23 protein-coding genes are annotated in these 23,728 nt (G+C 43.9%); 13 read left to right on the forward strand and 10 right to left on the reverse strand.

Annotated elements, in window-relative coordinates; genetic code table 11:
- Window positions 1-13: 13 nt before the first annotated feature.
- Entirely contained in the window at window positions 14-208 is a 195-nt protein-coding gene (locus V7K76_RS19920) for a hypothetical protein (RefSeq protein ID WP_334951456.1), read from the reverse strand.
- A 222-nt stretch (window positions 209-430) separates the two neighbouring features.
- Between V7K76_RS19920 and V7K76_RS19925 the strand changes: the two genes are divergently transcribed.
- On the forward strand, window positions 431-2,020 hold the full coding sequence (locus tag V7K76_RS19925) for a glycoside hydrolase family 57 protein (RefSeq protein WP_334778843.1): 1,590 nt from the start codon (window positions 431-433) through the stop codon (window positions 2,018-2,020).
- Window positions 2,021-2,356: 336 nt separating this feature from the next.
- On the opposite strand, the gene V7K76_RS19930 is transcribed toward V7K76_RS19925, so the two are convergent.
- Window positions 2,357-2,539, reverse strand: coding sequence for a DUF433 domain-containing protein (locus V7K76_RS19930; protein ID WP_334778844.1), 183 nt, complete (start codon window positions 2,537-2,539; stop codon window positions 2,357-2,359).
- Between the two features lie 287 nt (window positions 2,540-2,826).
- On the opposite strand from V7K76_RS19930, the gene V7K76_RS19935 reads away from it, so the two are divergent.
- Both V7K76_RS19935 and V7K76_RS19940 read left to right on the forward strand, forming a co-directional pair.
- Window positions 2,827-5,856 (forward strand): UPF0182 family protein, encoded by a 3,030-nt coding sequence (locus tag V7K76_RS19935; protein WP_334778845.1) that lies wholly within the window; start codon window positions 2,827-2,829, stop codon window positions 5,854-5,856.
- Window positions 5,843-6,019, forward strand: coding sequence for a hypothetical protein (locus tag V7K76_RS19940; RefSeq protein ID WP_442936192.1), 177 nt, complete (start codon window positions 5,843-5,845; stop codon window positions 6,017-6,019). The genes V7K76_RS19935 and V7K76_RS19940 overlap by 14 nt, the downstream gene beginning before the upstream one ends.
- A gap of 142 nt (window positions 6,020-6,161) precedes the next feature.
- On the opposite strand, the gene V7K76_RS19945 is transcribed toward V7K76_RS19940, so the two are convergent.
- From V7K76_RS19945 to pheS, 6 genes are all read right to left on the reverse strand, one after another.
- Window positions 6,162-6,635: a hypothetical protein gene (locus tag V7K76_RS19945; protein ID WP_334778846.1), complete on the reverse strand. Its 474-nt coding sequence runs from the start codon at window positions 6,633-6,635 to the stop codon at window positions 6,162-6,164.
- A gap of 273 nt (window positions 6,636-6,908) precedes the next feature.
- Window positions 6,909-7,211 carry a hypothetical protein gene (locus tag V7K76_RS19950; protein ID WP_334778847.1) on the reverse strand — a complete coding sequence of 101 codons (303 nt, stop codon included), beginning with the start codon at window positions 7,209-7,211 and terminating at the stop codon, window positions 6,909-6,911.
- 265 nt (window positions 7,212-7,476) lie between these two features.
- Window positions 7,477-8,121: a Uma2 family endonuclease gene (locus V7K76_RS19955; RefSeq protein ID WP_334778905.1), complete on the reverse strand. Its 645-nt coding sequence runs from the start codon at window positions 8,119-8,121 to the stop codon at window positions 7,477-7,479.
- A gap of 142 nt (window positions 8,122-8,263) precedes the next feature.
- Window positions 8,264-8,500 carry a type II toxin-antitoxin system RelE/ParE family toxin gene (locus V7K76_RS19960; RefSeq protein ID WP_334778848.1) on the reverse strand — a complete coding sequence of 79 codons (237 nt, stop codon included), beginning with the start codon at window positions 8,498-8,500 and terminating at the stop codon, window positions 8,264-8,266.
- Window positions 8,501-8,654: 154 nt separating this feature from the next.
- Complete coding sequence (locus tag V7K76_RS19965; RefSeq protein WP_334778850.1) at window positions 8,655-8,870, reverse strand: hypothetical protein; 216 nt, start codon at window positions 8,868-8,870, stop codon at window positions 8,655-8,657.
- A gap of 45 nt (window positions 8,871-8,915) precedes the next feature.
- On the reverse strand, window positions 8,916-9,908 hold the full coding sequence (pheS, locus tag V7K76_RS19970) for a phenylalanine--tRNA ligase subunit alpha (RefSeq protein ID WP_179066197.1): 993 nt from the start codon (window positions 9,906-9,908) through the stop codon (window positions 8,916-8,918).
- A gap of 499 nt (window positions 9,909-10,407) precedes the next feature.
- Here pheS and surE point away from each other — a divergent pair, with 499 nt between their 5' ends.
- The 5 genes from surE (at window position 10,408) to V7K76_RS19995 (ending at window position 15,280) form a co-directional block, all read left to right on the forward strand.
- Entirely contained in the window at window positions 10,408-11,205 is a 798-nt protein-coding gene (gene surE, locus V7K76_RS19975) for a 5'/3'-nucleotidase SurE (protein ID WP_334778906.1), read from the forward strand.
- 297 nt (window positions 11,206-11,502) lie between these two features.
- Window positions 11,503-12,399 carry an MBL fold metallo-hydrolase gene (locus tag V7K76_RS19980; protein WP_334778851.1) on the forward strand — a complete coding sequence of 299 codons (897 nt, stop codon included), beginning with the start codon at window positions 11,503-11,505 and terminating at the stop codon, window positions 12,397-12,399.
- A gap of 308 nt (window positions 12,400-12,707) precedes the next feature.
- Window positions 12,708-12,974: a hypothetical protein gene (locus V7K76_RS19985; protein ID WP_334778852.1), complete on the forward strand. Its 267-nt coding sequence runs from the start codon at window positions 12,708-12,710 to the stop codon at window positions 12,972-12,974.
- Between the two features lie 134 nt (window positions 12,975-13,108).
- On the forward strand, window positions 13,109-14,185 hold the full coding sequence (locus V7K76_RS19990) for a bifunctional riboflavin kinase/FAD synthetase (RefSeq protein WP_334778853.1): 1,077 nt from the start codon (window positions 13,109-13,111) through the stop codon (window positions 14,183-14,185).
- Between the two features lie 186 nt (window positions 14,186-14,371).
- Window positions 14,372-15,280, forward strand: a complete 909-nt coding sequence (locus V7K76_RS19995) for an AAA family ATPase (protein ID WP_334778854.1) — start codon at window positions 14,372-14,374, stop codon at window positions 15,278-15,280.
- 319 nt (window positions 15,281-15,599) lie between these two features.
- Here V7K76_RS19995 and V7K76_RS20000 read toward each other — a convergent pair whose 3' ends face one another.
- Both V7K76_RS20000 and V7K76_RS20005 read right to left on the reverse strand, forming a co-directional pair.
- Window positions 15,600-16,067, reverse strand: coding sequence for a type II toxin-antitoxin system YhaV family toxin (locus V7K76_RS20000; RefSeq protein ID WP_334778855.1), 468 nt, complete (start codon window positions 16,065-16,067; stop codon window positions 15,600-15,602).
- 16 nt (window positions 16,068-16,083) lie between these two features.
- Window positions 16,084-16,392: a hypothetical protein gene (locus V7K76_RS20005; RefSeq protein WP_334778856.1), complete on the reverse strand. Its 309-nt coding sequence runs from the start codon at window positions 16,390-16,392 to the stop codon at window positions 16,084-16,086.
- A 302-nt stretch (window positions 16,393-16,694) separates the two neighbouring features.
- Here V7K76_RS20005 and V7K76_RS20010 point away from each other — a divergent pair, with 302 nt between their 5' ends.
- From V7K76_RS20010 to dnaK, 5 genes are all read left to right on the forward strand, one after another.
- Entirely contained in the window at window positions 16,695-16,952 is a 258-nt protein-coding gene (locus V7K76_RS20010) for a type II toxin-antitoxin system RelN family antitoxin (RefSeq protein WP_334778907.1), read from the forward strand.
- Window positions 16,942-17,307, forward strand: a complete 366-nt coding sequence (locus V7K76_RS20015) for a type II toxin-antitoxin system RelE family toxin (protein ID WP_334778857.1) — start codon at window positions 16,942-16,944, stop codon at window positions 17,305-17,307. The genes V7K76_RS20010 and V7K76_RS20015 overlap by 11 nt, the downstream gene beginning before the upstream one ends.
- 187 nt (window positions 17,308-17,494) lie before the next feature.
- Entirely contained in the window at window positions 17,495-18,088 is a 594-nt protein-coding gene (locus V7K76_RS20020; protein ID WP_334778858.1) for a cytochrome C, read from the forward strand.
- A 318-nt stretch (window positions 18,089-18,406) separates the two neighbouring features.
- Complete coding sequence (secA, locus tag V7K76_RS20025; protein ID WP_334778859.1) at window positions 18,407-21,199, forward strand: preprotein translocase subunit SecA; 2,793 nt, start codon at window positions 18,407-18,409, stop codon at window positions 21,197-21,199.
- A 597-nt stretch (window positions 21,200-21,796) separates the two neighbouring features.
- Window positions 21,797-23,701, forward strand: a complete 1,905-nt coding sequence (gene dnaK / locus V7K76_RS20030) for a molecular chaperone DnaK (protein WP_334706699.1) — start codon at window positions 21,797-21,799, stop codon at window positions 23,699-23,701.
- The last annotated feature ends 27 nt before the right edge of the window (window positions 23,702-23,728 follow it).

The raw sequence follows: 23,728 nt of genomic DNA on the forward strand, positions 1-23,728 counted from the left end.
ATGAACATTGGTGTCAACTTAAGCTAAAACCCTTTTCAAATCTCGTTTCCAGCCTCCGGCTGGAAATGCAACTCAAAAGCGGCTCTGCCGCCAGTAAAGAGAGGCGGCAGCCCCAAAGACAAGCATTCCCAGTCGGAGACTGGGAACGAGGCAATCTAAAAGCTAGTTCTAGACTTGCTTTCACGTTAAGTTGACACCAATGATTCATAAATTGCCCCGACGACAGATGTGGTTCAAATACATGAAAACTGCTGTAACTAAAGTTTCAATATAACAGGTAGGGAAGATCCAAAAACTTTGCATTCTACTGATAGCATTGATTGAGAAAAAATCATTAACTACTCTTACGATCCCCATAAAGTCTTAAAATATTGTTAATTTCAGCCAAACCTCTCGACCTTCAACTTACAAGTATCACCCCAAAATCACTATGGCTATCGGCTACGTCGCGCTTGTACTCCACGCACATCTGCCCTTCGTTCGTCACCCAGAAAGTGACTACGTGCTGGAGGAAGAATGGCTCTATGAAGCCATCACAGAAACTTACATCCCCTTATTAAAAGTATTTGAAGGCTTAAAGCGAGACGGTATCGACTTTAAAATCACGATGAGTATGACACCACCTCTAGTGTCGATGCTTCGTGATCCTCTGCTTCAAGAACGCTATGAAGCACACTTAGCCCAACTAGAAGAACTTATAGCATTAGAAGCAGAACATAATCTCAACAACGGACATCTTCGTTATTTAGCCGAATATTACGCTACTGAGTTTAGCGAAGCGCGTCAGCTATGGGAACGCTACGGCGGTGACTTGGTGACTGCTTTTAAGAAGTTTCAAGACAGTAACAACCTAGAAATCATCACTTGCGGCGCGACTCACGGCTATTTACCGTTGATGAAAATGTATCCGCAAGCAGTGTGGGCGCAAATTCAGGTAGCCTGCGAACATTACGAGCAAACCTTTGGACAAGCACCTAGAGGCATTTGGTTGCCTGAATGTGCCTACTATGAAGGTTTAGACCGGATGCTAGCCGATGCTGGATTACGCTACTTCCTCACTGATGGACATGGCATCCTTTACGCCCGTCCCCGTCCGCGTTTTGGCACTTATGCCCCGATTTATACGGAAACTGGTGTTGCTGTCTTTGGTCGAGATCATGAATCTTCCCAACAGGTATGGTCTTCTGAGGTGGGCTATCCTGGGGCGGCGGAATATCGGGAATTTTACAAAGATTTGGGCTGGGAAGCAGAATATGAGTATATTAAGCCCTATATTATGCCCAATGGTCAACGAAAAAATACGGGTATTAAGTATCACAAAATTACGGGGCGTGGCTTAGGGCTTTCAGATAAGGCGCTCTACGATCCCTATTGGGCTAGGGAAAAGGCAGCAGAACACGCTGCTAACTTTATGTATAATCGAGAGCAGCAATCTGAGCATCTCTATGGTATAATGCAGCGTCCACCAATTATTGTTTCGCCTTATGACGCAGAGTTATTTGGACATTGGTGGTATGAAGGCCCTTGGTTCATCGATTACCTATTCCGCAAGTCGTGGTATGACCAAGGAACATATAAAATGACCCATTTAGCGGACTATTTGCGTGAGCAGCCAACGCAGCAAGTCTGTCGTCCTTCGCAGTCGAGTTGGGGTTTCAAAGGTTTCCACGAGTATTGGTTGAATGAAACGAATGCGTGGATTTATCCGCATTTACATAAAGCTGCTGAACGGATGATTGAAATCTCGCACCTGGAACCAGAGGATGAGTTGGGGTTAAAAGCATTGAACCAAGCTGCGCGTGAATTATTATTAGCGCAATCTTCCGACTGGGCATTTATTATGCGGACAGGAACTATGGTACCCTATGCAGTCAGACGGACGCGATCGCACCTGATGCGGTTCAACAAGCTCTATGAAGACGTTAAAGTAGGCAAAATTGATAGTGGTTGGCTCGAAAAAGTCGAGTTAATGGATAATATCTTCCCCGAAATCAACTATCGTGTCTACCGTCCGCTATAGTTACACATAAAGTAATTAACGAAAATCGGTGGGAATCTCAGTCTTTGAAGGGATGGGAGGAATAGCCGCCGATTTAGTCATTAGTACTAAGACTTTCAAATAAAAAACATCCCAAACTTACGCATCATTTACCAGAACACAAGGCGCGATCGCATTTTATAAGGATTGCAATCTTAATTTCATTTGCGAGCGCATCTAAAATTCACGTTATTTTACGAATGCGAATACTTTTCGATGAAATAACAGTAAAAGCTCCTAATAATTCATCTGCGTGTTGATTAATGGCATTGGCAATAATTTCTGCTTTATCATTTGGAGATAAACTGAATAACCGAATTAACACGCAAATGCCAAAGCTGCTTTAATTCCTTCATCGCTGAGTCGCGGATGCGCTTCGAGTATTTGCTGAGATGTTTCACCCGCAGCCAGTTTTTCGAGAATTAATTCAACTGTAATACGAGTTCCTGAAATAACAGGTTTGCCCATCATTATTTTTGGATCGGATACAATTTTTTGCATGAATTAAAATTATTTGGATAGATGATTAATATATATAACGTCTTCAAAAGTCAGTGGTTGTGTGACGGTTACGTACATCGCCCTCGCTCCCTTGCTGACGGGTACTTCACTCAATACTAACAAGATGTGTAGAAAGTATTCAGGAGTGGGGAGATGAGGGCGATGATGGAGCAGCAGAGAAGTTACAGTTAGTTTTCCCCAATCCCTAGTCCCCAGTCCCCAATCCCTTTTACATATCTTCCTCAATGCAGTAAGGTTAGCTTTGCAGATAGTTTGGCTGCAACGGAATGTATCGGAAATGGGGCTTTAGACTATTAATCGGATTCTTGGGGCTTTGGCTACTATTGAATCTGGGTTCCCGCTTGGGAGCAGAGATTTTTTGGTTTCAGGAAGTCGGCTATCTCCAAGTATTTCTGTTGAGAGTAATGACTGGTGGTGTTTTGTGGGTAGTGGTGGCTGGCATAACTGCTGCCTATCTACTGCTAAACTTGGCTTTAGCACAACGGCTAAAATATCCCCACTCTTCAAAGATTGAGTCAGCACAACTTGGCAGTGAATTAACAAATTTCCTCAGTCCTGATTATCGAAGACGCAACGAAGCCCGGATACTTGCACCACAACCCTTTCAATCATTGAGATTGCGCTGGTTGTTACCTGTAGCTCTGGTACTGAGCTTCTTAATCGGGTTAATTTTAGCCCACTACGGTCAAATTGCTCTTGCCTACTGGCATTCTCCCGTTAATCAGGCTAATCTAACTATTCCCGCGCTATTTCGACCAGAGGCAATCTGCCAACTATTGAGACAGATTATCTCTCAAGTCTGGTATCTGGGCTTAATTGGGGGAGTAGCGATCGCAATCTTAGTTTATCCCCAATTTTTATTAACTGCGATCGCCATTTTATTCAGTCCCCTTTTTGCATTCATTCTCTTCCAACACTGGCCAAAGGTGCTGCAATATTTCCACCCTACTCTTTTCAACAGCACTGAGCCTTTATTTGGTCGAGATATCAGCTTTTACGTATTTTCTTTACCTTTTTGGGAACTGCTAGAACTCTGGCTGATGGGATTATGTTTGTATGGCTTCGTCGCCGTTACTCTCACTTATCTCCTTTCAGGAAACAGTTTAAGTCAGGGGATTTTCCCCGGTTTTTCGCCCCAGCAGCAGCGTCATTTATCCGGTATGGGTGGCTTATTTATGCTGGTGGTGGCTCTGAGTTATTGGCTGAGTCGCTATGAACTCGTGTATTCTAGCCGGGGAGTCAGTTATGGTGCCAGCTATACGGATGTCACAGCCCAGTTGCCAGCTTACACCGTCTTGTGCATCCTGGCAGTGGCGATCGCCTATTACCTACTTTGGCGAACATTTTTCTGGCGAGCAAAATCTCAGCATCGCCGCTTGGTATTTTATAGCTTAGGGGTTTATCTCTTATTAGTTGCAATAGCTGGCATTGTTCTACCTACTGTAGTGCAATATTTAATTGTCCAACCGAATGAGTTGCAACGAGAGCAACCCTACATTCAGCGTACTATCGCCTTGACTCGCCAAGCATTTGATTTAGAGGCGATCGATGCTAAAACTTTCAACCCGCAAGGAACATTAACTGAAGCAGATATTCAAAAGAATGACTTGACAATTCGGAATATTCGCCTTTGGGATCAGCGGCCACTGTTAGAAACTAACCGTCAACTGCAACAAATTCGGCCGTATTATCGGTTCCCTGATGCTGATATCGATCGATACACTTTAGTAACAGATATAACTTCACGCCGACCATATACTCCGCAAAAAACGCTAGAGCCAAAGGAAGCAGTAGAATCGACAGAACGGCGGCAAGTATTGATTGCTGCTAGAGAATTAGACTACAGTGCAGTACCAAAGGAAGCTCAAACATGGGTTAACCGCCATTTAATTTATACCCACGGTTTTGGGTTTACTGTTAGCCCAGTTAATACAGTTGGGCCGGGTGGGCTACCAGAATATTTTGTTAAAGATATTAGCGGTAATAGTAGCGCCCTCACAACTTCCAGTGAAGCTATTCGTCAAAGTATTCCCATTGGGCAACCCCGGATTTATTACGGTGAGATTACTAATAGCTATGTGATGACTGGCACAAGAGTTAGAGAGCTAGACTACCCTAGTGGAAGTGACAATGTTTACAACTCTTACGATGGACTAGGTGGCGTTGAAATCGGTTCAGCATGGCGGCGCTGGCTGTTTGCCATGTATTTGAAAGATTGGCAGATGGTGCTAACGCGGGACTTTTTGCCAGAGACAAAATTGCTACTGCGACGGAATGTTAAGCAAAGAATTCAAGCGATCGCACCTTTTCTGAAATTTGACAGCGATCCTTATTTAGTCGCTGCTACCGCTAATCAAGATTTTCCCAGTAATCCCAGTTATCTTTACTGGATTGTTGATGCCTATACAACGAGCGATCGCTATCCTTACTCTGACACTGGTAGCGATGGGATCAACTACATTCGCAATTCTATCAAAGTCGTGATTGATGCTTACAACGGCACTGTTAACTTTTATATTGCCGATTCCAGCGATCCAATCATTGCCACTTGGGCAGCGATATTTCCCAAAATGTTCAAACCGCTCAGTAAAATGCCAGTCAATCTCCGCAGTCATACCCGTTATCCGGTGGACTTTTTCAAAATTCAATCTGAGCGGTTGATGACTTACCACATGACTGATACTCAGGTATTTTACAATCGGGAAGACCAGTGGCAAATCTCCAACGAAATCTATGGCAGTGAACCCCGTCCGGTAGAGCCTTATTATTTAACTACTAGTCTACCCACAGTACCTTTTATTAGGGAAGCCTCCCGCAGAGAAGAATTTATCCTACTTCTCCCCTATACTCCCAAACAACGGACTAATTTAATCGCTTGGCTAGCGGCGCGATCGGATGGCAAGAACTATGGTAGGCTAGTTTTGTATGTCTTTCCTAAAGAACGCCTGGTTTATGGAACAGAGCAAATCGAGGCGCGAATTAACCAAGACCCAGTAATTTCACAGCAAATTTCCCTGTGGAATCGCCAGGGGTCGAGAGCGATTCAAGGCAATCTCCTAGTAATTCCCATTGACCAATCCCTGCTATATGTCGAGCCAATCTATCTAGAAGCCACACAGAATAGCTTGCCAACTTTGGTGCGGGTAGTCGTGGCTTACGAAAACCGGATTGTCATGGCACAAACCTTAGAACAAGCATTGCAGGGAATTTTTAAACCAGAAGTTACACCAGCCCCGGCGATTATCCGTCCCTTTGAAGAAGCAGCCCCCCAGATTAATAGACATGGTACAAAGTAACCAACTAGAAATTCGCCACATTAGTCCTGAAGTGAGGCAGTTGATTAAAATGTACGCCGATGTTAATAACTGTACGCAGTCTGAGATGTTGGAGCGCATTGTTTTGGAGTGGAACGCCCAACAAAGCGAGAGCGAACGACCGCCAGGGGATGAAGATGAATAGCTTTTTGCGAATTACGTAGCTTGCTTCTTGTTGGAGGCGAGAATTACGAATTACGTTAGCGCAGCGTTAGCGAGTCCACGTTCGCTTTTAGCGTCTCGCAGAGAGCGTTATTACGAATTACCAATTATCTCAACTTGCCTCTCTAATTCAAGAAAAACTTTCTAGAGATTGGGTCTTGTTTGAGGGATTGAATAAAATCCCTCAAAGTCATCATACTGCCTGTTAAAGTGAACTTAGGAGTGCCATTTTGAGCAACGATTCTTACTTCACCATCTTGGATCTGAATCTTATTTTTAATGCTATCCCATAGAGTATCAAAGGTCTCATCATCCTTACAACCATTGGCTTCCAGGAACTTTTGGCGTACTTCTGTTTTTAGCGCTAGTGCTTCTGCTGCTTGAGTACGTGCCTCAAAGTGCCTAATTACATCTTCATAAGCACTTTCCCTCAAGGTTTTGTTTTCAGCCTGAACTTGTTGTAACTGAGTTTTTATGGCTTGCAGTTGGGAGGCTAAAGCGGATGATTTCTGATATTCAAGTTTTAAGGCTTGCTTTGCATTGGCTAACAAGGTTTTATAATCTAGCTGATCTTGATCTTGATTTTTTTCGGCTTGCATTTTTATCTCTCGATCAACAGATTTTTGGTGTCAACTCTCGCTAGTGTTGTCAGGTAACTAACGAGAGTTTAAGTAAGTCGGTGAGAAAAATTCAATGTATATAAAGAAATATAAATTAATCGTAGGGTGTGTTATGCCGTAGGCTAACGCACCTTGAATTGTTGACGATGCGGCGCTTGGCGACAACACACCCTACATTTAAATTTCTTAACATAGTTTGAAATATTAGCGACGACTTACTTAGTAAATTTTCTCTGTGTTAGCTGAGTATAGTTATTTCACCAATAATGGTGATTCAGAAGTAGGATTTTCTTGGATACTACTTAAACAGTAACTAATGTGCGAACGGATAGCTCGCTCGTAAACTCCAGTCTGCTGAGTACGTACCCCTACAGCTTGATATATTAAATTAACTTCTGGAAATTCAGACCAATACATCAAAAAAATGTCTTTAGCTGGAGTAATAATTTCATAATTATTCTCTTGTCTTTTCTTTCTGAGCTTACAATTATTTAGTTGTAATTTTTGTCTGAATAGTTTTTCAAATTCTAGAATTAAATCTGAAGTATTTTTCATGGGTTATACACGTTAAAACGTGTTAAGGATGCAAAGACTATCTGGTGATATTTATTTAAGTATGACACTTCAGATACCTCTTATAATATAGTGTATCAGTTATTGGCTTTTTGAGAAGGGGATTCAGTCGCTGGGTAATTCGTTGGTGCAGCTTCCCGTGGAAAAAAGGCTGTGCGATGCCTACAGCAGGCTACGCCTACGCCAAAACCTAGATATATCAAGAAACTCAGCCAAAGGATATCCAAGCTTTTCTGTATAATTTAAACTAAGAGATGGCATCACCAACATTGCTTTCTCCAGCGTTAAGTATTTGCTCTGCGGTTAGCTGTAACTCTGGGAAGATAGTAGATGCGATCGCAGTATTTCCGGCAAATCTGGTTTCTTCATAAAACCCGTCAACTAATATCAGTACCGTAACTACATTTCTTTGGGGGTCAGCAATCCAATATTCAGCAATTCCCCTTGCTGCATACTCGGAACGTTTGTAGCGATAGTCCCGATCTGCGTTAGCTTTGCCAGGGGAGACAACTTCGAGAACTAATGCTGGAGGCGGCATATCCAAGGTAATTGTGGATCGCGTTGCGCCTTCTAAGGCTGCTGCAAGTTCATCCGTCAGCACAACTAAGTCAGGAATGCGAGTTGTTGCACGAGAACCAGCAACAATAATTTCAACTTTGTTACTTAACCGATTGAACGGGACGAACTTGAGGAAATTGACCAGCAAAAAGAGAGATATCTGGACATTTTTTGGGCTTTCGGGTGGCATTGCAACTAACTCACCTGCCACTAGCTCATATTGATTATCCGTGCGATCGTCATACTTCAAATATTCTTCAAGGGTTAAACGTTTGCCACGTTGTTGAACCCGTTCAACAGGTTTTCCGCCAACCCGCAGCACCACTTGCTTCATCTGTTCTTCAGTCACTTCTGGAATGTCAGAAAGATCAATGTCCTGATCTTGCATTGCATTAATCCTCTCTCAATCAGTTTGAGAAACTTTGAAAGAAAATGATTTGCTCACGTTAGTAAAACACTATAACAGCACCTAAAAATTAGTAACCTTCATCATGAGTGCCGATATCAATTAGCAAAATTTCCTCTTCACCAGATTCTATATTTTGCACAAAGTTAAAGACAATACGACAATCATAGTCCACTGAACACGCCCAAGCTCCAGACAGTTTGCCCTTAAGTTTATGGGTCTGCAACAGTGGATCAAATGGATCGGCGGTTAGTAATGCTAACCGCTCTTCAATTCGCTCTTGTAATTGTGGCTGTCGTCCTATCAACCGCTTAAATGCTCGTTTAACGAACTTTGGGGGTTTAAGTCCCCAGCAATACAGGCAGCCCGTTTTGGGTCGGGGTCTAAATCCCCGTCCCAAAACGTAATTGCGAATTGCGAATTGCGAATTGTTTTAAAGGAGGATGCCAGGACTACAGTTTTCACTTACGTAACTCATCAATTATCTGAGTAACGGTTCCACGGAACACTTTACCCGTTTGGTATTCTACCTGTGCTTGAGCGATGTTAGCAGCAATTACAGAACGCCGCCGTTCTGCCAGCCGATGACGTATCAGATCAATTAGTGTTTCTTGTTCATCTACTGATAAGTCTTCGATGCTTTCTAGAACTTGATCTAACCTGGAGAATGAAGTCATTATTTATGATTAATTTGCTTGCAGTACATAACTATTACCTAAGTCCTAAAATTGCTGCAAAAATCGTAAATCACTAGCATACAAGCGGCGAATATCATCAATTTGGTGTAACACCATTGCAAAGCGTTCTACACCAAAACCAGCAGCAAACCCTGTATAAACTTCTGGATCATAACCCACAGACTTAAGTACATTTGGATCGACCATGCCGCAGCCCATCACCTCTAGCCACCGCCCATTCCACTGCAAATCTACCTCAGCAGAGGGTTCAGTAAACGGGAAATAACTGGCGCGAAAACGAATAGGTAAATCGCCAAAGATTGCTTGTAAAAATACTTTAATTGTGCCTTTGAGGTCTGTAAAAGTTAGTCCCTCGTCAATGGCTAAAAGTTCTATTTGATGGAAAACTGCTGAGTGAGTCGCGTCTACATTATCTCGCCGATAAACTCGCCCTGGAGCCACAACCCGAATTGGTGGTTCTTCTCTTTCCATGTAACGAATTTGCACTGATGAGGTATGAGTACGTAAAAGATTTCCATCTGGCAGATAGAAGGTATCCTGCATATCACGGGCGGGGTGGTCGGGCGGGGTATTGAGAGCCTCGAAATTGTAGTAATCTGTTTCCATCTCTGGCCCTTGAGCTACGGTGTAGCCCATACCAACAAAGATATCCAGTGCCCGATCGATAATGCCATTGAGGGGATGAATGCGACCTTGGGGGCTGTAAATTCCCGGCATAGTCACATCCAGAGTTTCCGCCTCTAGCTGTACCTGAATTTGTGCGGCTTCTAAGGTAGCACGTTGCTGGTCTAGACTAGTTTGCAGGGATTCTTTGACTGTATTGGCGATCGCTCCAATTTTCGGTCGTTCCTCTGCGCTCATTTGCCCCATACTTCGCAACAGTGCCCCCAGTTCCCCTTTCTTACCCAGATAGTTAACTCTGAGTTCTTCCAGACGTTCTAGGGTGTCGGCGGCTGCGATCGCTTTTTCTCCTTCTTGCCGCAGTGCTAAAAGTTGAGCTTCTAAATTGCTAGTCATTAGTTATTAGTCATTGGTCATTAGTCATTAGTCATTAGTCTATAGTCAAAAGCTGTGAACTGGTCGATAAATAAACTTACAGTCATATCCATTAACATCAGCTAAAGGTGAGAGTCGAAATTAAACCTCTGTTTATCAGTTAGAGAGGTTGGGCTAGTACAGTGGGCGCAAAAATCCGCCTAACATCCCAGTTAACAAGACTTAGGGATTGAGTAACTTGTCTTAAAAGTAAGCAAACTTCTGCCACAGTGTACTAGTACCGCAAGGCGGAATTCAAAATTCAAAATTCAAAATTCAAAATTCAAAATGAATACAGCGTAAGCGTTTCATTGATTTGGAATGGGTGGTTTATTTCCGCCGTGTTGTACTAGTGAGTATCCATGTTTTTTGCTGCTTGTGACCTCAGACATTGACAAATGGCTAATAACAAATAACAAATAACTAATGACCAATGACCAATGACTAATGACCAATGACCAATGACCAATGACCAATGACTATGAAATTACTAATTAGCAACGATGACGGCATTTCTGCCTTGGGGATTCGTACCCTAGCCAATTACTTGGCAGAGGCCGGTCATGATGTGAGTGTAGTTTGTCCAGACCGAGAGCGATCGGCAACTGGACACGGGTTAACTTTACAGCAACCCATTCGCGCCGAAATTGTTGAAGGGATTTTTCATCCTGCTATCAAAGCTTGGGCTTGCGATGGTACGCCTTCAGATTGCGTCAAATTGGCGCTGTGGGCTTTACTCCCGACTCCCCCCGATTTGGTTCTCTCTGGCATTAATCAAGGTGCGAATTTGGGAACTGAAATCTTATATTCCGGTACTGTTTCTGCGGCAATGGAAGGTCTAATTGAAGGCATTCCCAGTGTAGCCCTGAGTCTTATAAGTCACACATCGAAAGACTTTCAACCGGCTGCAAAGTTTGCCAAAATTCTCGTAGACCAGTTAGCCCAAAAACCGCTACCAGATTTGATGTTGCTCAATGTCAATATTCCTGCGGTCAAATGGGAAGAAATTGCCGGTGTTACTCTCACCCGTCAAGGAATACGGCGTTACATTGATGTATTTGATAAACGAGTTGATCCTCGCGGAAAAACGTACTACTGGCTAACTGGAGAGGTAACTGAAGACGTGGAACTCCCAAACGAATTAAACTTGCCTCAAAATGTACCGACAGACGTGCAGGTTGTACGTAAAAACTACATCAGTGTAACGCCGTTACAATACAATCTTACTTATGCAACTGGACTAGATAAATTATCTGAGTGGGAATTCAATTTTCCTTGAAACATCTGATTTATCAGGACAAAACTGGGGTTGTGTAAATGCATCATAGAAAAATGTAGGCTATAACGTAGGGGCACTCTTGAAATAAGTGATACACATCCACCCCAAAAAGCGGAAAATTCTAACTGATTCTAACTGACAGTATTTCATTTACATTTACACAATCAACCAGAAACAGGGTATGCTGTTTTACCAAGAAATCCTCCCTCTCGCAAAATCGGTGAGACAGCATAAACTTAGACAAAATAAGTAAAAATTCTTCCAATTATCGCCCGCTCAGTCCAGCAAGCAACACCCATGTCTAGGATAGAGAACCAATTTACCGTACAATTTTGGGGCGTTCGCGGTAGCATCCCCAGTCCAGGGCCACACACCGTTCGTTACGGCGGTAATACCCCTTGCATATCAATGCAAGCGGGCGATAAGCGCTTAATTTTCGATGCTGGCACAGGACTACATGTTTTGGGGCAATCCATGTTGCGCCAAATGCCGTTAGAAGCTCACATATTTTTTACCCACTCTCACTGGGATCACATGCAGGGTTTTCCCTTCTTTACCCCAGGGTTTGTGAATGGGAATGATTTTCATATTTACGGGGCGATCGCACCTGATGGTTCTACCATAGAACAGCGCCTCAACGATCAAATGTTACACCCGAATTTTCCCGTACCCTTGCAGATTATGCAGGCCAATTTAAATTTTTACGACATTCGACCGGGGCAACCAATCCACATCGATGACGTTACCGTAGAAACAGCACCTTTAAATCATCCAGGTGAAGCCGTAGGATACCGTGTCAATTGGCGTGGTGGTGCTGCTGCTTATATCACTGATACCGAACATTTTCCCGATCGACTCGATGATAATGTGTTGTGGCTAGCTCGTAATGCCGACATCTTAGTTTACGATTCTACCTATACAGACGAGGAATACCACTCCCCAAAATCCCCGAAAATTGGCTGGGGACATTCTACCTGGCAAGAAGCAGTGAAAGTGGCACAAGCTGCTAACGTCAAAACTCTGGTGATTTACCACCACGATCCGGCGCACGATGACGACTTTTTGGATCGTGTAGGCAAACAAGCTGCTGCAAAATTTCCTGGCGCTATTATGGCACGGGAAGGATTGGTACTTCAGATTCCCACCTCAGTAGCCTTATCAGAATCTTTTCCTGTTAGTAAGTTTTCTACCTAAAGATTGCGATCGGAGGAATTGGAGATTTTAGATTAGATTGGTGATCAGAAGCTTTCAGCGCGATCGCGTACCTACTGCACGCTAAGACAGCGCTGCCTAGAGTTGTCTTAGCGCCACAGGATTGGGGCGACAACAGGAGGAAACAGTTTATCGATTCACCAAAACAGCCCAGACACCCACAGATGACCTCTCTTGCGGCTGATGGTCGGGGTAAGTCTCAATAAAAAACTAGAGCCTTTTTAGCTCTAGTATTTGGGATTATCTGGACTTAGCAATTAGCTGTAAAGTTAAAAGCACAAGAAATCATCTTGGGCAACTTTCTTTGGGTTAGGCTTTTGGCTGATAGCACAAGACATCAGATGCAGTTGGTGAAAGTTCAGACGATGTACAAAAGCTTTCCTCCTCAACGGGTTGCACCGATTCCTTTCCAGCAAGTTAGGGATGGCCGTTGCTCCACTTGGGCAAATCTCTTTGTGAGAAGACCGCACTGCCTCAGAAATGAGCGCTCCAAAACTGGCTATTGGGTACTGTATGCTGGTGAAGAAATTCTTTTAAGATATTTGCTTGGGGTATGAATCCTCATACTTATCTTCCCCAGGCCCCAGTCCCCAATCCCCAGTCCCCAATCCCCAGTCCCCAATTCAAAGCGGTTTACCATAGGGTAGCTTCCTGCTGATAGCTAAAATAAACCTAAAATCTCAGAATCCACGTGCTAAATTTGTCTAAAAATGGGTGTTCTGTGCGGGTTGCTTCTTCTAGCGTTGGGCTGCTAACGCCGACTGCTGTTGCCCTTGGCAAGTTTGATGGTGTTCATCTTGGGCATCAAAGAGTAATTCAACCAGTCTTGCACGCTGGTGGTAACTTGTCAGTAGCTAGTAGTCGGCAGTCAAAGGAAAATCAACTGGCAAATCAAGAATATACCTACTCAACAGTTGTCACCTTTGACCCCCATCCACAGGAGTTTTTTACGGGGCAACCCCGGACTTTGCTAACGCCACTGGATGAAAAAGTCCAACAATTGCGATCGCTTGGGGTAGAACAACTGGTACTACTACCCTTTGACAAAGAATTGTCTGCACTGAACCCCGAAGAATTCGTCGAAAAAATTCTTGTGCAACAGCTGCGATGCCAACAAATTAGTATCGGGCAGGATTTTTGTTTCGGCGAAAAGCGTAGTGGTACTGCTAAAGATTTGCAATTACTCGCCGCCAAACACAATATTCCCGTTACTATCGTTCCCTTACAAACTTATACAGGTGAATCGCCCATCGAAAGTAGTTGCGTCAGTACTACTCCGACTCAAGATGCCCGCATTAGCACTTCATTGATCCGTCAAACCCTTGAGCATGGCGACATCGAAAATGCAAATCTACTACTAGGACGCCCTTACACTCTCCTTGGTGATGTCGTTCAAGGTCAACAATTGGGCAGAACAATTGGCTTTCCCACCGCCAACCTCCAACTACCAAAAGACAAGTTTTTGCCCCGCCAAGGAGTCTACGCTGTCCGCGTTTTCACTCTCAGCGAAATATCAGGCACCGCTCCTAGTGAGAACTTGGGCGTAATGAATATCGGCAATCGCCCAACTGTAAATGGTACTTATTCATCTGCGGAAGTACATTTATTTGATTGGTCTGGTGATTTGTATGGCAAAAAACTGGTTGTGCAGCTAGTTAAATTTTTGCGCCCTGAACAAAAATTTCCTTCTCTCGAAGCCCTGAAAACACAAATTCAACTTGACTGCGTTGTTGCTAGAGAAGTTTTGAGTGCTGGAGTGCAAAGTTAAAAGTTAGGAGTTAGGAGTTGGGAGTTCTGAGTGGGAACAATGTATTTAGGGAAATTGGAAATTGGGCATTGGGAATTGGGCATTGGGCATTGAGAATTGAGGAAAGAATTCTTATAACTCCTAACTCCTAACTCCTAATTCCTAACTCCTAATTCCTAACTCCCTATTCCCCACTCCCCGCAACGCATGAGAGAAAAAATCGACGCTTTAACACAAAATCTAGCTCTTACCATCGTTGGCAAAGCTGAGGCAATACGCTTAGTGCTAGTCGCCTTGTTAGGTGGTGGTCATGCTCTCCTAGAAGATGTCCCTGGAGTTGGTAAAACCCTGCTTGCTAAATCCCTAGCTCGTTCACTGGATGGCAAGTTTCAACGGCTACAATGTACCCCCGATTTACTACCAACGGATATTACTGGTACTAACATCTGGAACCCCAAAAGCGGCGAATTTACTTTTCTTTCTGGCCCAGTCTTTACCAACATACTACTAGCTGATGAAATCAACCGCGCTACACCCCGTACTCAGTCAGCGTTGCTGGAAGTTATGGAAGAACATCAGGTAACAGTTGATGGTGTCTCTCGTGCAGTTCCCCAGCCCTTTTTTGTGATTGCCACTCAAAACCCGATGGAGTATCAAGGTACTTTTCCTCTCCCAGAAGCGCAAATGGATCGGTTTATGTTGTCCCTGAGTTTGGGCTATCCTTCTGAGGGAGAAGAACTCGTGATGCTGCAAAATCTCCAAAAGGGTGTAAAAGTTGCTGATTTGCAGCCTTGCATTACCTTGGCAGAAGTACAGGAATTGCGTTACCTCTGTTCTCAAGTAAAAGTGGCAACTTCCTTGCAACAGTACATCCTCGAATTGGTGCGGGCAACACGCCAAGATGAGGAAATTGCCCTTGGTGTCAGTCCGCGTGGCACATTAGCATTACAACGGGCTGCCCAAGCGCTAGCTTTTTTATTAGGTCGTGATTATGTCATTCCCGATGATGTAAAATTTCTCGTCCCTCATGTTCTTTGCCATCGTCTTATTCCTAGAGGAGGACGCAATGCCAGAACTGTTGTGGAGCGATTATTGCGATCGGTTTCTATTCCTTAATGTCAGGTGAGTTTGATGAACTAAAAAACAATACGCTTAGGTTAAGCGCTATCTCTAGAAAATCGTGGGTTTTCGAGACGCGATAAATCGCCGTCTCTACAAGTGTTTTGTTCTTATCTGAACTGTATTGAACTAAAAAACCGCAATGTAGGGTGGCGGTCAATACTGCGTAGGTTTTGGAATTTCTTGGTTGAGGCAAGCAGGGCGAGAAATGGAGGCTGGCGTTGAGTTTTGCCTCCCCTGCCTCCCCTGCTTATCCGAGCAGTATTGGGGTAGCGGTAACTCTATTTCTTGCTGTGGAGGATATTTGTTTGTGCTTCTACTCCGGTTCGTCCTGCGTCAGTTCGTATTCTGCTATCAATTCATCCAAACTATCAGGGAAAGTTCCTCGCGCTACCATTTTAGTGAATACCTCATAACAGTCATTCCTCGCACCTTGTTTACGCAGAAAACCCAACCACAAAATTGCGATCGCTTTCATTTGTGAGGTATCAAAAGCTCTGAAAAATAGTCTATATCTTTCGGGTAAGCCCATTTTTTTCACCCTCCCATACCGTTTTAATGCCCCTGTTAGCGCAAAATGACTTGCTAAAGGGTCGGAGGGAATTTTAGTTTCAATTACAATAGTAAGAGCGGCAAATAGCTTAACAGTCGCATGGGTTTTAAACTCAGCTTCCGGCAACTTCTCGCGTAATTGAGAAACCCGGTTAAATAATTCTTGATATTGAGTGCCAAATAATTGCGGGTGAAAATAAATTTCCCAGCCATTGCTGACAAAGTTAGCCATTTTCTAGCGATTCGTCTTATAATTCAACGCCCTCAATCAGTTTATGAGCAGCATCAGACATCTCAGTTGTATAAGGATGCAATGTATTATTTTTTAGTGCTTCGGTAACAGCAAAATCGAGAAATAACTGCATCATTAACGAATCTTCTTCTTCTGCTTCAGTTGATTTAAGTACAATCCGCAAAATTGCCGTATCTGGTGATAATACCTCTATCCAACCATCTGCATTTGCAAACTGGGGATACTCACGGTAAAACTCCGCAGGTAATCGAAACCCAGCACTGTTACCTATTTTGGTACTACGAATGCTGTAGGAGTCACTCATTATGTAATGTATATACGTTATGTACTTACATATTAGCGGTTTTTGGAAAGTTTGGGAAATGCGTAGACGTAGCCCGTAATAAGCTGTTGTGATTATAGTTTGCACATTGAGGCAAGCTGTTCTTGAGCAGGGGAAGAGTTTCGCCTCCCCTGCTTCCCCTGCTTATCCGAGCAGTATTGTCCTAACTCCTGCCTTTTTGTAAATCAATCAAGGATTTGGTTGACAGATATAAACTTCAGTTTTCTCATATTGCTTGGAATTTGGGCGTGTTAGGATATCCTACAAAATCAGGTAGACAACAAATGAAAGCGATCGAAGTTACTGGCAGAATTGACTCTCAAGGAAACCTAGTTTTAGATGAGCCGATTCAGGGAACCGCTTACCCTCATCAGGTTCGGGTAATTGTGTTGGTTCCAGAACAAGCAGAAACAGAAGAGGTTGACCCTGATGATACACCCGTTGAGGAGATTAAAGCTAGTTTGAGGAGAGCCTTGCAGCAAGCAAAAACTGGTCAACGCCTGCCACTATCTCAAATGTGGGAGGGAATCGATGCCGAATGAACAGCCATCAATATTCATCGATTTAACTCCTGAATATAAACAAAACTTGCGTGACCTTTCAAAGAGATTTCGCAATATTCGCTCTGATGTTCAACCGATTATCGAGCAATTACAGCAAGGAAATTTTTTCGGCGATCGCATTGCGGGCATTGGTGAGGAGTATATTATTTACAAGGTGAGAGTTCGCAACAGTCATATCCAAAAAGGTAAGAGTGCTGGATATCGATTGATTTATCAAGTTGAGTCACCTACAAGTATTTTACTACTAACGATTTATTCAAAATCTGACCGAGAAGATATTGGTGTAAATGAAATCCGAGAGATTTTAGCTGATTTTGACAGTGGGGAAGGTTGAAACTGTTAGGAAATTTTTCTTGTATAGCTCAGTGGTGCGCTGAATAAATATTTATATTACTGTTGTGGATATGTTAAAGATGCGTTGCTCACCAAAATTACTTACGCAAAATTTAAAACACTACCAATACTGCGTAAGTCTTATGATTAGCACAAGCGCCACTTTTAAATATCTGGGAATGTGAGGAATGTCAATATTTGTTAAGCGCAAAAACCGCGATGGTGAAACGCGATCGCTCTTAGGCAATCGCCAAGCGCTACAGCAAAGCGCTGAACGTGAATTTAAACGCCAATTTTTCGGTTTACTTCTGGTAATTGTAACCTGGAGTTTAGCTATGGGTTGGATTCTAGCCTTGGCAACTAACGCCCAAAGTGCTATTCCCACTGCCGAAATTGGTACTGTTGACGTAGTACCTGCACAATACAAACTAGGGCAAGAACTGTATTTAGAAAACTGCTCCACATGCCACATCGGCTTACCACCAGCAGTTTTACCTACCCAAACTTGGAAAAATCTTCTGCAAGATTCGCAGCACTACGGCGCACAACTCAAGCCTTTAGTCGATCCGCCACGCATATTGGTGTGGAAATATCTTTCGACTTTCTCCCGTGTGCAGCTAGACGACGAAGAAACGCCATATCGCCTCAACAATTCGCGTTATTTCAAAGCTTTGCATCCAAAAGTGAAGTTACCACGTCCCATCCAGATTAGCAGTTGTGTCAGTTGTCATCCCAGTGCTAGTGATTACAATTTCCGTCGCCTGACAGCAGAGTGGAAGTGAAGAGAGAAGTTAGGAGTGCGAAGTTAGGAGTTGAAAAATTCATCACTCATCACTCTTAACTCCCAACTCCTAACTCTATTCCCCCACTCCCTCTCTGGCCCCATCTGGGGGCAAAATGATACTATGAAGAAAGACTAAATATAAGATAAGAGTTAAAACCAATCATTTAATAGACTGATTGGATAGTTTTTCTCCTGTTTTTGAGGTAATTCTCATTTCAAACCCATCCACGACCAAGACGGTTAGGCTGGGTTAAATGTTTATAATCAATGCCGACCCTGTAATTCCCATCCCCTTGATTCAGTTCTATAACCTGCCATGCTAAAACTTTTGTTGGGCGACCCCAACGCTCGTAAGCTTAAAAAATACCAACCTTCTGTTACTGAAATTAACCTTTTAGAGGAAGAAATTAAGGCTCTTTCTGATCATGAATTAAAAGGTAAAACCGTTGAGTTTAAACAACGACTCGCCAAAGGCGAAACCTTGGATGACATATTGCCAGAGGCTTACGCCGTTGTTCGAGAATCAGGACGGCGAGTCTTAGGCTTGCGGCACTTTGATGTCCAACTCCTTGGCGGGATCATTCTGCATGTAGGGCAAATTGCCGAAATGAAAACCGGCGAGGGTAAAACACTAGTTGCTACCTTGCCAAGTTATTTAAATGCCCTCACTGGTAAAGGTGTACATGTCATCACCGTGAACGATTACCTGGCTCGTCGGGACGCTGAATGGATGGGACAGGTGCATCGGTTCTTGGGGCTGAGTGTAGGGCTAATTCAGGCAAGCATGATTCCCAGTGAACGCCAGAAAAACTACGACTGCGATATCACTTATGTTACCAACAGCGAGGTCGGCTTCGACTACCTGCGAGATAACATGGCGACATCAATGGCAGATGTGGTGCAACGCCCGTTTAATTATTGCGTAATTGACGAGGTGGACTCAATTTTAGTTGATGAGGCGCGGACACCACTGATTATTTCTGGGCAGGTGGAAAGACCTACAGAAAAGTATCTACAAGCTGCTGAAATAGCATTCACACTTAAAAAAGACGAACATTACGATGTAGATGAAAAAGCTCGTAACGTTCTATTGACAGATGAAGGGTTTGCTGAATCGGAAAATCTTTTAGGAGTCACAGATTTATTTGACCCAGAAGATCCTTGGGCGCACTTTGTTTTCAATGCAATTAAAGCCAAAGAACTTTTCCTCAAGGATGTAAATTACATCGTCCGCAATGGTGAAGTCGTAATTGTGGATGAATTTACTGGTCGCGTGCTAGCCGGAAGGCGTTGGAGTGATGGATTACACCAGGCAATTGAAGCTAAAGAACACGTAGAAATTCAACCAGAAACTCAAACTCTAGCGACAATTACGTATCAAAATATGTTCTTGCTGTATCCCAAACTCGGTGGGATGACAGGAACGGCAAAAACCGAAGAACCAGAATTTGAAAAAATTTACAAACTTGAAGTTGCGGTAATTCCCACCAACCGCGATCGCCGCCGCGAAGATTTGTCTGATATGGTCTTTAAAACAGAACCAGGCAAGTGGGGCGCGATCGCCAGAGAATGTGCCGAAATGCACGAACTCGGCAGACCTGTGTTAGTAGGAACCACTAGTGTAGAAAAATCCGAACTTCTCAGTCGCCTATTGAAGGATTTGAAGATTCCTCACGAATTACTTAACGCTCGTCCCGAAAACGTCGAACGTGAGGCGGAAATAATCGCCCAAGCCGGACGTAAGGGTGCTGTTACCATTGCTACTAACATGGCTGGTAGAGGTACAGACATAATTTTGGGTGGTAACTCCGAATATATGGCGCGCCTGAAACTGCGGGAATACTTCATGCCCCGGATTGTCCAGCCAGAAGATGAAGATAGCTTTGGTGTGCAAAGAGCAGCCGGATTACCCACAGGACATGGCGGTGGTCAAGGCTTTGTCCCTGGTAAAAAAGTCAAAACTTGGCGGGCTTCGCCAGAAATTTTCCCTACCCAGTTAACCAAAGAAACCGAAAAACTACTCAAAGACGCAGTAGAAATTGCAGTGCGTGAGTATGGCGAACGTAGCTTACCCGAACTGGAAGCTGAAGACAAGGTAGCTGTAGCCGCAGAAAAAGCTCCCATCGATGACCCAGTAATTCAGAAATTGCGGGAAGCCTACAACCAGGTTAAGCGGGAGTATGAACAATTTACGACTCGCGAACATAATGAGGTCGTAGAAATTGGCGGTTTGCACGTAATTGGTACAGAACGCCACGAATCGCGGCGGATTGACAACCAGTTGCGCGGACGTGCAGGACGACAAGGCGACCCCGGAACCACAAGATTCTTCCTCAGCTTAGAAGATAACCTACTACGGATTTTTGGTGGCGATCGCGTTGCTGGATTAATGAATGCCTTCCAAGTAGAAGAAGATATGCCCATCGAATCTGGGATGCTTACCCGCAGTTTGGAAGGCGCACAGAAAAAAGTTGAAACCTACTACTACGACATTCGGAAGCAGGTATTTGAGTATGACGAGGTGATGAATAATCAACGTCGTGCGATTTATGCTGAACGCCGCCGGGTGTTAGAAGGTCAAGACTTGAAAGAACAGGTAATTAAATACGCCGAAAAAACGATGGATGACATCGTTGACTTTTACATCAACATAGACTTGCCCTCGGAAGAGTGGGAATTAGAAAAGTTGGTTGAGAAAGTCAAAGAATTCGTCTATCTGCTAGCAGATTTACAAGCTAGTCAACTAGAAGATATCACCGTCAGCGAGATTAAAGCCTTCCTCCACGAACAGGTGCGAATTGCTTACGACCTCAAAGAAGCGCAGATTGACCAAGTTCAACCCGGACTGATGCGCCAAGCGGAACGCTTCTTTATCTTGCAACGCATTGATACCCTGTGGCGGGAACACCTGCAACAAATGGATGCCTTGCGCGAATCGGTGGGATTACGTGGTTATGGACAAAAAGACCCACTGATTGAGTATAAGAGCGAGGGGTATGAATTGTTCTTGGATATGATGGTTAACATTCGCCGAGATGTGGTGTACTCGTTGTTTATGTTCCAGCCTCAGCCTCAATCACTGGTACAGGCTTCCTCTGAAATGGTGTAAGTAGGGAACATCTCACACAGAAACGCAGCGAAAATTCTGGGCATCGGCTTCTTGCGATAGCACAGAATTAGCAATTTTGCAAGCGTCTGTTTTTGCTAACGCCAAGAGTGAACAGAACTTTCCAAAATAGAGGCGCAAAGAGTAATTTTGCGCCTCTGTTTTATGGTGAATTACGGAAACGATGCTTGGGTTGAGCTACACATACGCACTTTTTCATCCTTATATTCTCAGTGCTTCTGTAGTTTGTTACCTCTAAAGACGGCAAACACCACTCAGACGTTACGGTTCACCCTAATTGCTGAAAGTATTAATTCTTCTACATTAGACAGAGTGAAGGCAAATTAATCCATGAACCAACTAAAAACACAATTTAGTTAGTTTAACCGTCCCAAGCAAGGTTCGGGAAACCACCCTTCATGGACTGGCTACCACTAAGCTTCAGTATATATATCAGCATAATCTGGAGTTTTAACCCCAGAAGAGCCAAAACAAAGGTATTCATGCTGAACTGGCCGATTTATTGACCCTGTTGGTTCAAAATTTAGTCCTTTATATTCTCATTCATTCATTTGTAGTTATACGGAGCCAGCACCTAAAATGGCAAAAGTAGTTGGAATTGACTTAGGAACAACGAACTCCTGCGTGGCAGTGATGGAAGGTGGTAAACCCACAGTAATTGCTAATGCTGAAGGTTTTCGGACAACGCCATCAGTAGTTGCATTTGCAAAAAATGGCGACAACTTGGTTGGCCAAATCGCCAAACGTCAAGCGGTGATGAACCCCGAAAATACGTTTTACTCAGTCAAACGCTTTATCGGACGCCGCTACGATGAAGTGAGTAACGAAGCTACGGAAGTTTCTTACAAAGTCCTCAGCAGCAATGGCAATGTCAAATTAGATTGTCCGATAGCTGGTAAACCGTTTGCTCCTGAAGAAATTTCTGCAAAAGTTCTTCGCAAACTAGTTGAAGATGCCAGCAAATACCTGGGTGAAACCGTAACCCAAGCTGTAATCACTGTTCCCGCATACTTCAACGACTCCCAGCGACAAGCGACAAAAGACGCTGGTAAAATTGCCGGGATTGAAGTTCTGCGGATTATCAACGAACCGACAGCTGCTTCTCTAGCTTATGGATTTGACAAGAAGAGTAACGAAACCATCCTTGTATTTGACCTTGGTGGTGGTACTTTCGACGTATCTGTGCTGGAAGTAGGAGACGGAGTTTTTGAAGTACTAGCCACATCTGGGGATACTCACCTTGGTGGTGATGACTTTGATAAAAAAATAGTTGACTTCTTAGCTGAGAAGTTCAAAAAAGCCGAAGGTATTGACCTACGCAAAGATAAACAAGCTTTACAACGTCTGACTGAAGCCGCAGAAAAAGCTAAAATTGAGCTTTCTAGCGTTACCCAAGCAGAAATTAACTTGCCATTTATCACCGCTACCCAGGATGGGCCCAAGCACCTGGATACAACTCTGACTCGCGCTCAGTTTGAAGAACTTTGCTCTGACTTAATCGACCGTTGCCGTATTCCTGTGGAAAATGCTCTCCGGGATGCCAAGTTAACCAAAGGCGATATTGATGAAGTCGTATTAGTTGGTGGTTCTACCCGGATTCCCGCAGTCCACCAGATTGTGAAGCAGGTATTGGGTAAAGAACCCAACCAAAGCGTTAACCCTGATGAAGTCGTAGCGGTTGGTGCAGCCATTCAAGCCGGGGTACTGGCTGGTGATGTAACTGGCATCTTGCTGTTAGATGTGACACCCCTATCTTTGGGTGTGGAAACATTGGGCGGCGTAATGACCAAAATTATCCCCCGCAACACCACAATTCCCACCAAGAAATCGGAAGTCTTCTCCACTGCTGTGGACGGTCAAACCAACGTAGAAATTCACGTCCTCCAAGGTGAACGCGAATTCTCTAACGATAACAAGAGCTTGGGAACCTTCCGTCTGGATGGTATTCCTCCTGCACCACGCGGCGTTCCTCAAATTGAAGTGGTGTTTGATATTGATGCTAACGGTATCCTTAACGTCACCGCTAAGGACAAAGGCACTGGTAAAGAACAGTCCATCAGCATCACCGGCGCTTCCACCCTGGATAAAAATGATGTTGACCGGATGGTAAGAGAAGCTGAACAAAACGCTTCATCTGACAAAGAGCGGCGTGAGAAGATTGAACGCAAGAACCAAGCCGATTCTTTGGCATACCAAGCTGAAAAGCAGTTACAAGAATTGGGCGATAAAGTTCCCGATGCTGATAAAACTAAAGTCGAAGGTTTAGTGAAAGAACTGCGGGAAGCAGTTGCTAAAGAAGACGATGAGCAAATCAAGAAGCTGACCCCAGAATTGCAACAAGCGCTATTCGCTGTTGGTAGCAACATCTATCAGCAAGCCGGTGGCGGTGCTGCGCCAGGTGCGGAACCTCAAGATAGCGGTTCTACATCTAGCTCTGGTAGCGGCGACGATGTGATTGACGCTGATTTTACAGAGAGCAAATAATTCCCTGACTTCTTTTGGGAAGATTGT

It is taken from the genome of Nostoc sp. (genome assembly GCF_036917975.1).
GTDB lineage: Bacteria > Cyanobacteriota > Cyanobacteriia > Cyanobacteriales > Nostocaceae > Nostoc.

What these genes read in the sequence shown, in the direction of transcription:
- V7K76_RS19920 (WP_334951456.1), bottom strand. Translation starts at nt 208, where the DNA reads ATGAATCATTGGTGTCAACTTAACGTGAAAGCAAGTCTAGAACTAGCT.
- V7K76_RS19925 (WP_334778843.1), top strand. Translation starts at nt 431, where the DNA reads ATGGCTATCGGCTACGTCGCGCTTGTACTCCACGCACATCTGCCCTTC.
- V7K76_RS19930 (WP_334778844.1), bottom strand. Translation starts at nt 2,539, where the DNA reads ATGCAAAAAATTGTATCCGATCCAAAAATAATGATGGGCAAACCTGTT.
- V7K76_RS19935 (WP_334778845.1), top strand. Translation starts at nt 2,827, where the DNA reads ATGTATCGGAAATGGGGCTTTAGACTATTAATCGGATTCTTGGGGCTT.
- V7K76_RS19940 (WP_442936192.1), top strand. Translation starts at nt 5,843, where the DNA reads ATGGTACAAAGTAACCAACTAGAAATTCGCCACATTAGTCCTGAAGTG.
- V7K76_RS19945 (WP_334778846.1), bottom strand. Translation starts at nt 6,635, where the DNA reads ATGCAAGCCGAAAAAAATCAAGATCAAGATCAGCTAGATTATAAAACC.
- V7K76_RS19950 (WP_334778847.1), bottom strand. Translation starts at nt 7,211, where the DNA reads ATGAAAAATACTTCAGATTTAATTCTAGAATTTGAAAAACTATTCAGA.
- V7K76_RS19955 (WP_334778905.1), bottom strand. Translation starts at nt 8,121, where the DNA reads ATGAAGCAAGTGGTGCTGCGGGTTGGCGGAAAACCTGTTGAACGGGTT.
- V7K76_RS19965 (WP_334778850.1), bottom strand. Translation starts at nt 8,870, where the DNA reads ATGACTTCATTCTCCAGGTTAGATCAAGTTCTAGAAAGCATCGAAGAC.
- pheS (WP_179066197.1), bottom strand. Translation starts at nt 9,908, where the DNA reads ATGACTAGCAATTTAGAAGCTCAACTTTTAGCACTGCGGCAAGAAGGA.
- surE (WP_334778906.1), top strand. Translation starts at nt 10,408, where the DNA reads ATGAAATTACTAATTAGCAACGATGACGGCATTTCTGCCTTGGGGATT.
- V7K76_RS19980 (WP_334778851.1), top strand. Translation starts at nt 11,503, where the DNA reads ATGTCTAGGATAGAGAACCAATTTACCGTACAATTTTGGGGCGTTCGC.
- V7K76_RS19995 (WP_334778854.1), top strand. Translation starts at nt 14,372, where the DNA reads ATGAGAGAAAAAATCGACGCTTTAACACAAAATCTAGCTCTTACCATC.
- V7K76_RS20000 (WP_334778855.1), bottom strand. Translation starts at nt 16,067, where the DNA reads ATGGCTAACTTTGTCAGCAATGGCTGGGAAATTTATTTTCACCCGCAA.
- V7K76_RS20005 (WP_334778856.1), bottom strand. Translation starts at nt 16,392, where the DNA reads ATGAGTGACTCCTACAGCATTCGTAGTACCAAAATAGGTAACAGTGCT.
- V7K76_RS20010 (WP_334778907.1), top strand. Translation starts at nt 16,695, where the DNA reads ATGAAAGCGATCGAAGTTACTGGCAGAATTGACTCTCAAGGAAACCTA.
- V7K76_RS20015 (WP_334778857.1), top strand. Translation starts at nt 16,942, where the DNA reads ATGCCGAATGAACAGCCATCAATATTCATCGATTTAACTCCTGAATAT.
- V7K76_RS20020 (WP_334778858.1), top strand. Translation starts at nt 17,495, where the DNA reads ATGTCAATATTTGTTAAGCGCAAAAACCGCGATGGTGAAACGCGATCG.
- secA (WP_334778859.1), top strand. Translation starts at nt 18,407, where the DNA reads ATGCTAAAACTTTTGTTGGGCGACCCCAACGCTCGTAAGCTTAAAAAA.
- dnaK (WP_334706699.1), top strand. Translation starts at nt 21,797, where the DNA reads ATGGCAAAAGTAGTTGGAATTGACTTAGGAACAACGAACTCCTGCGTG.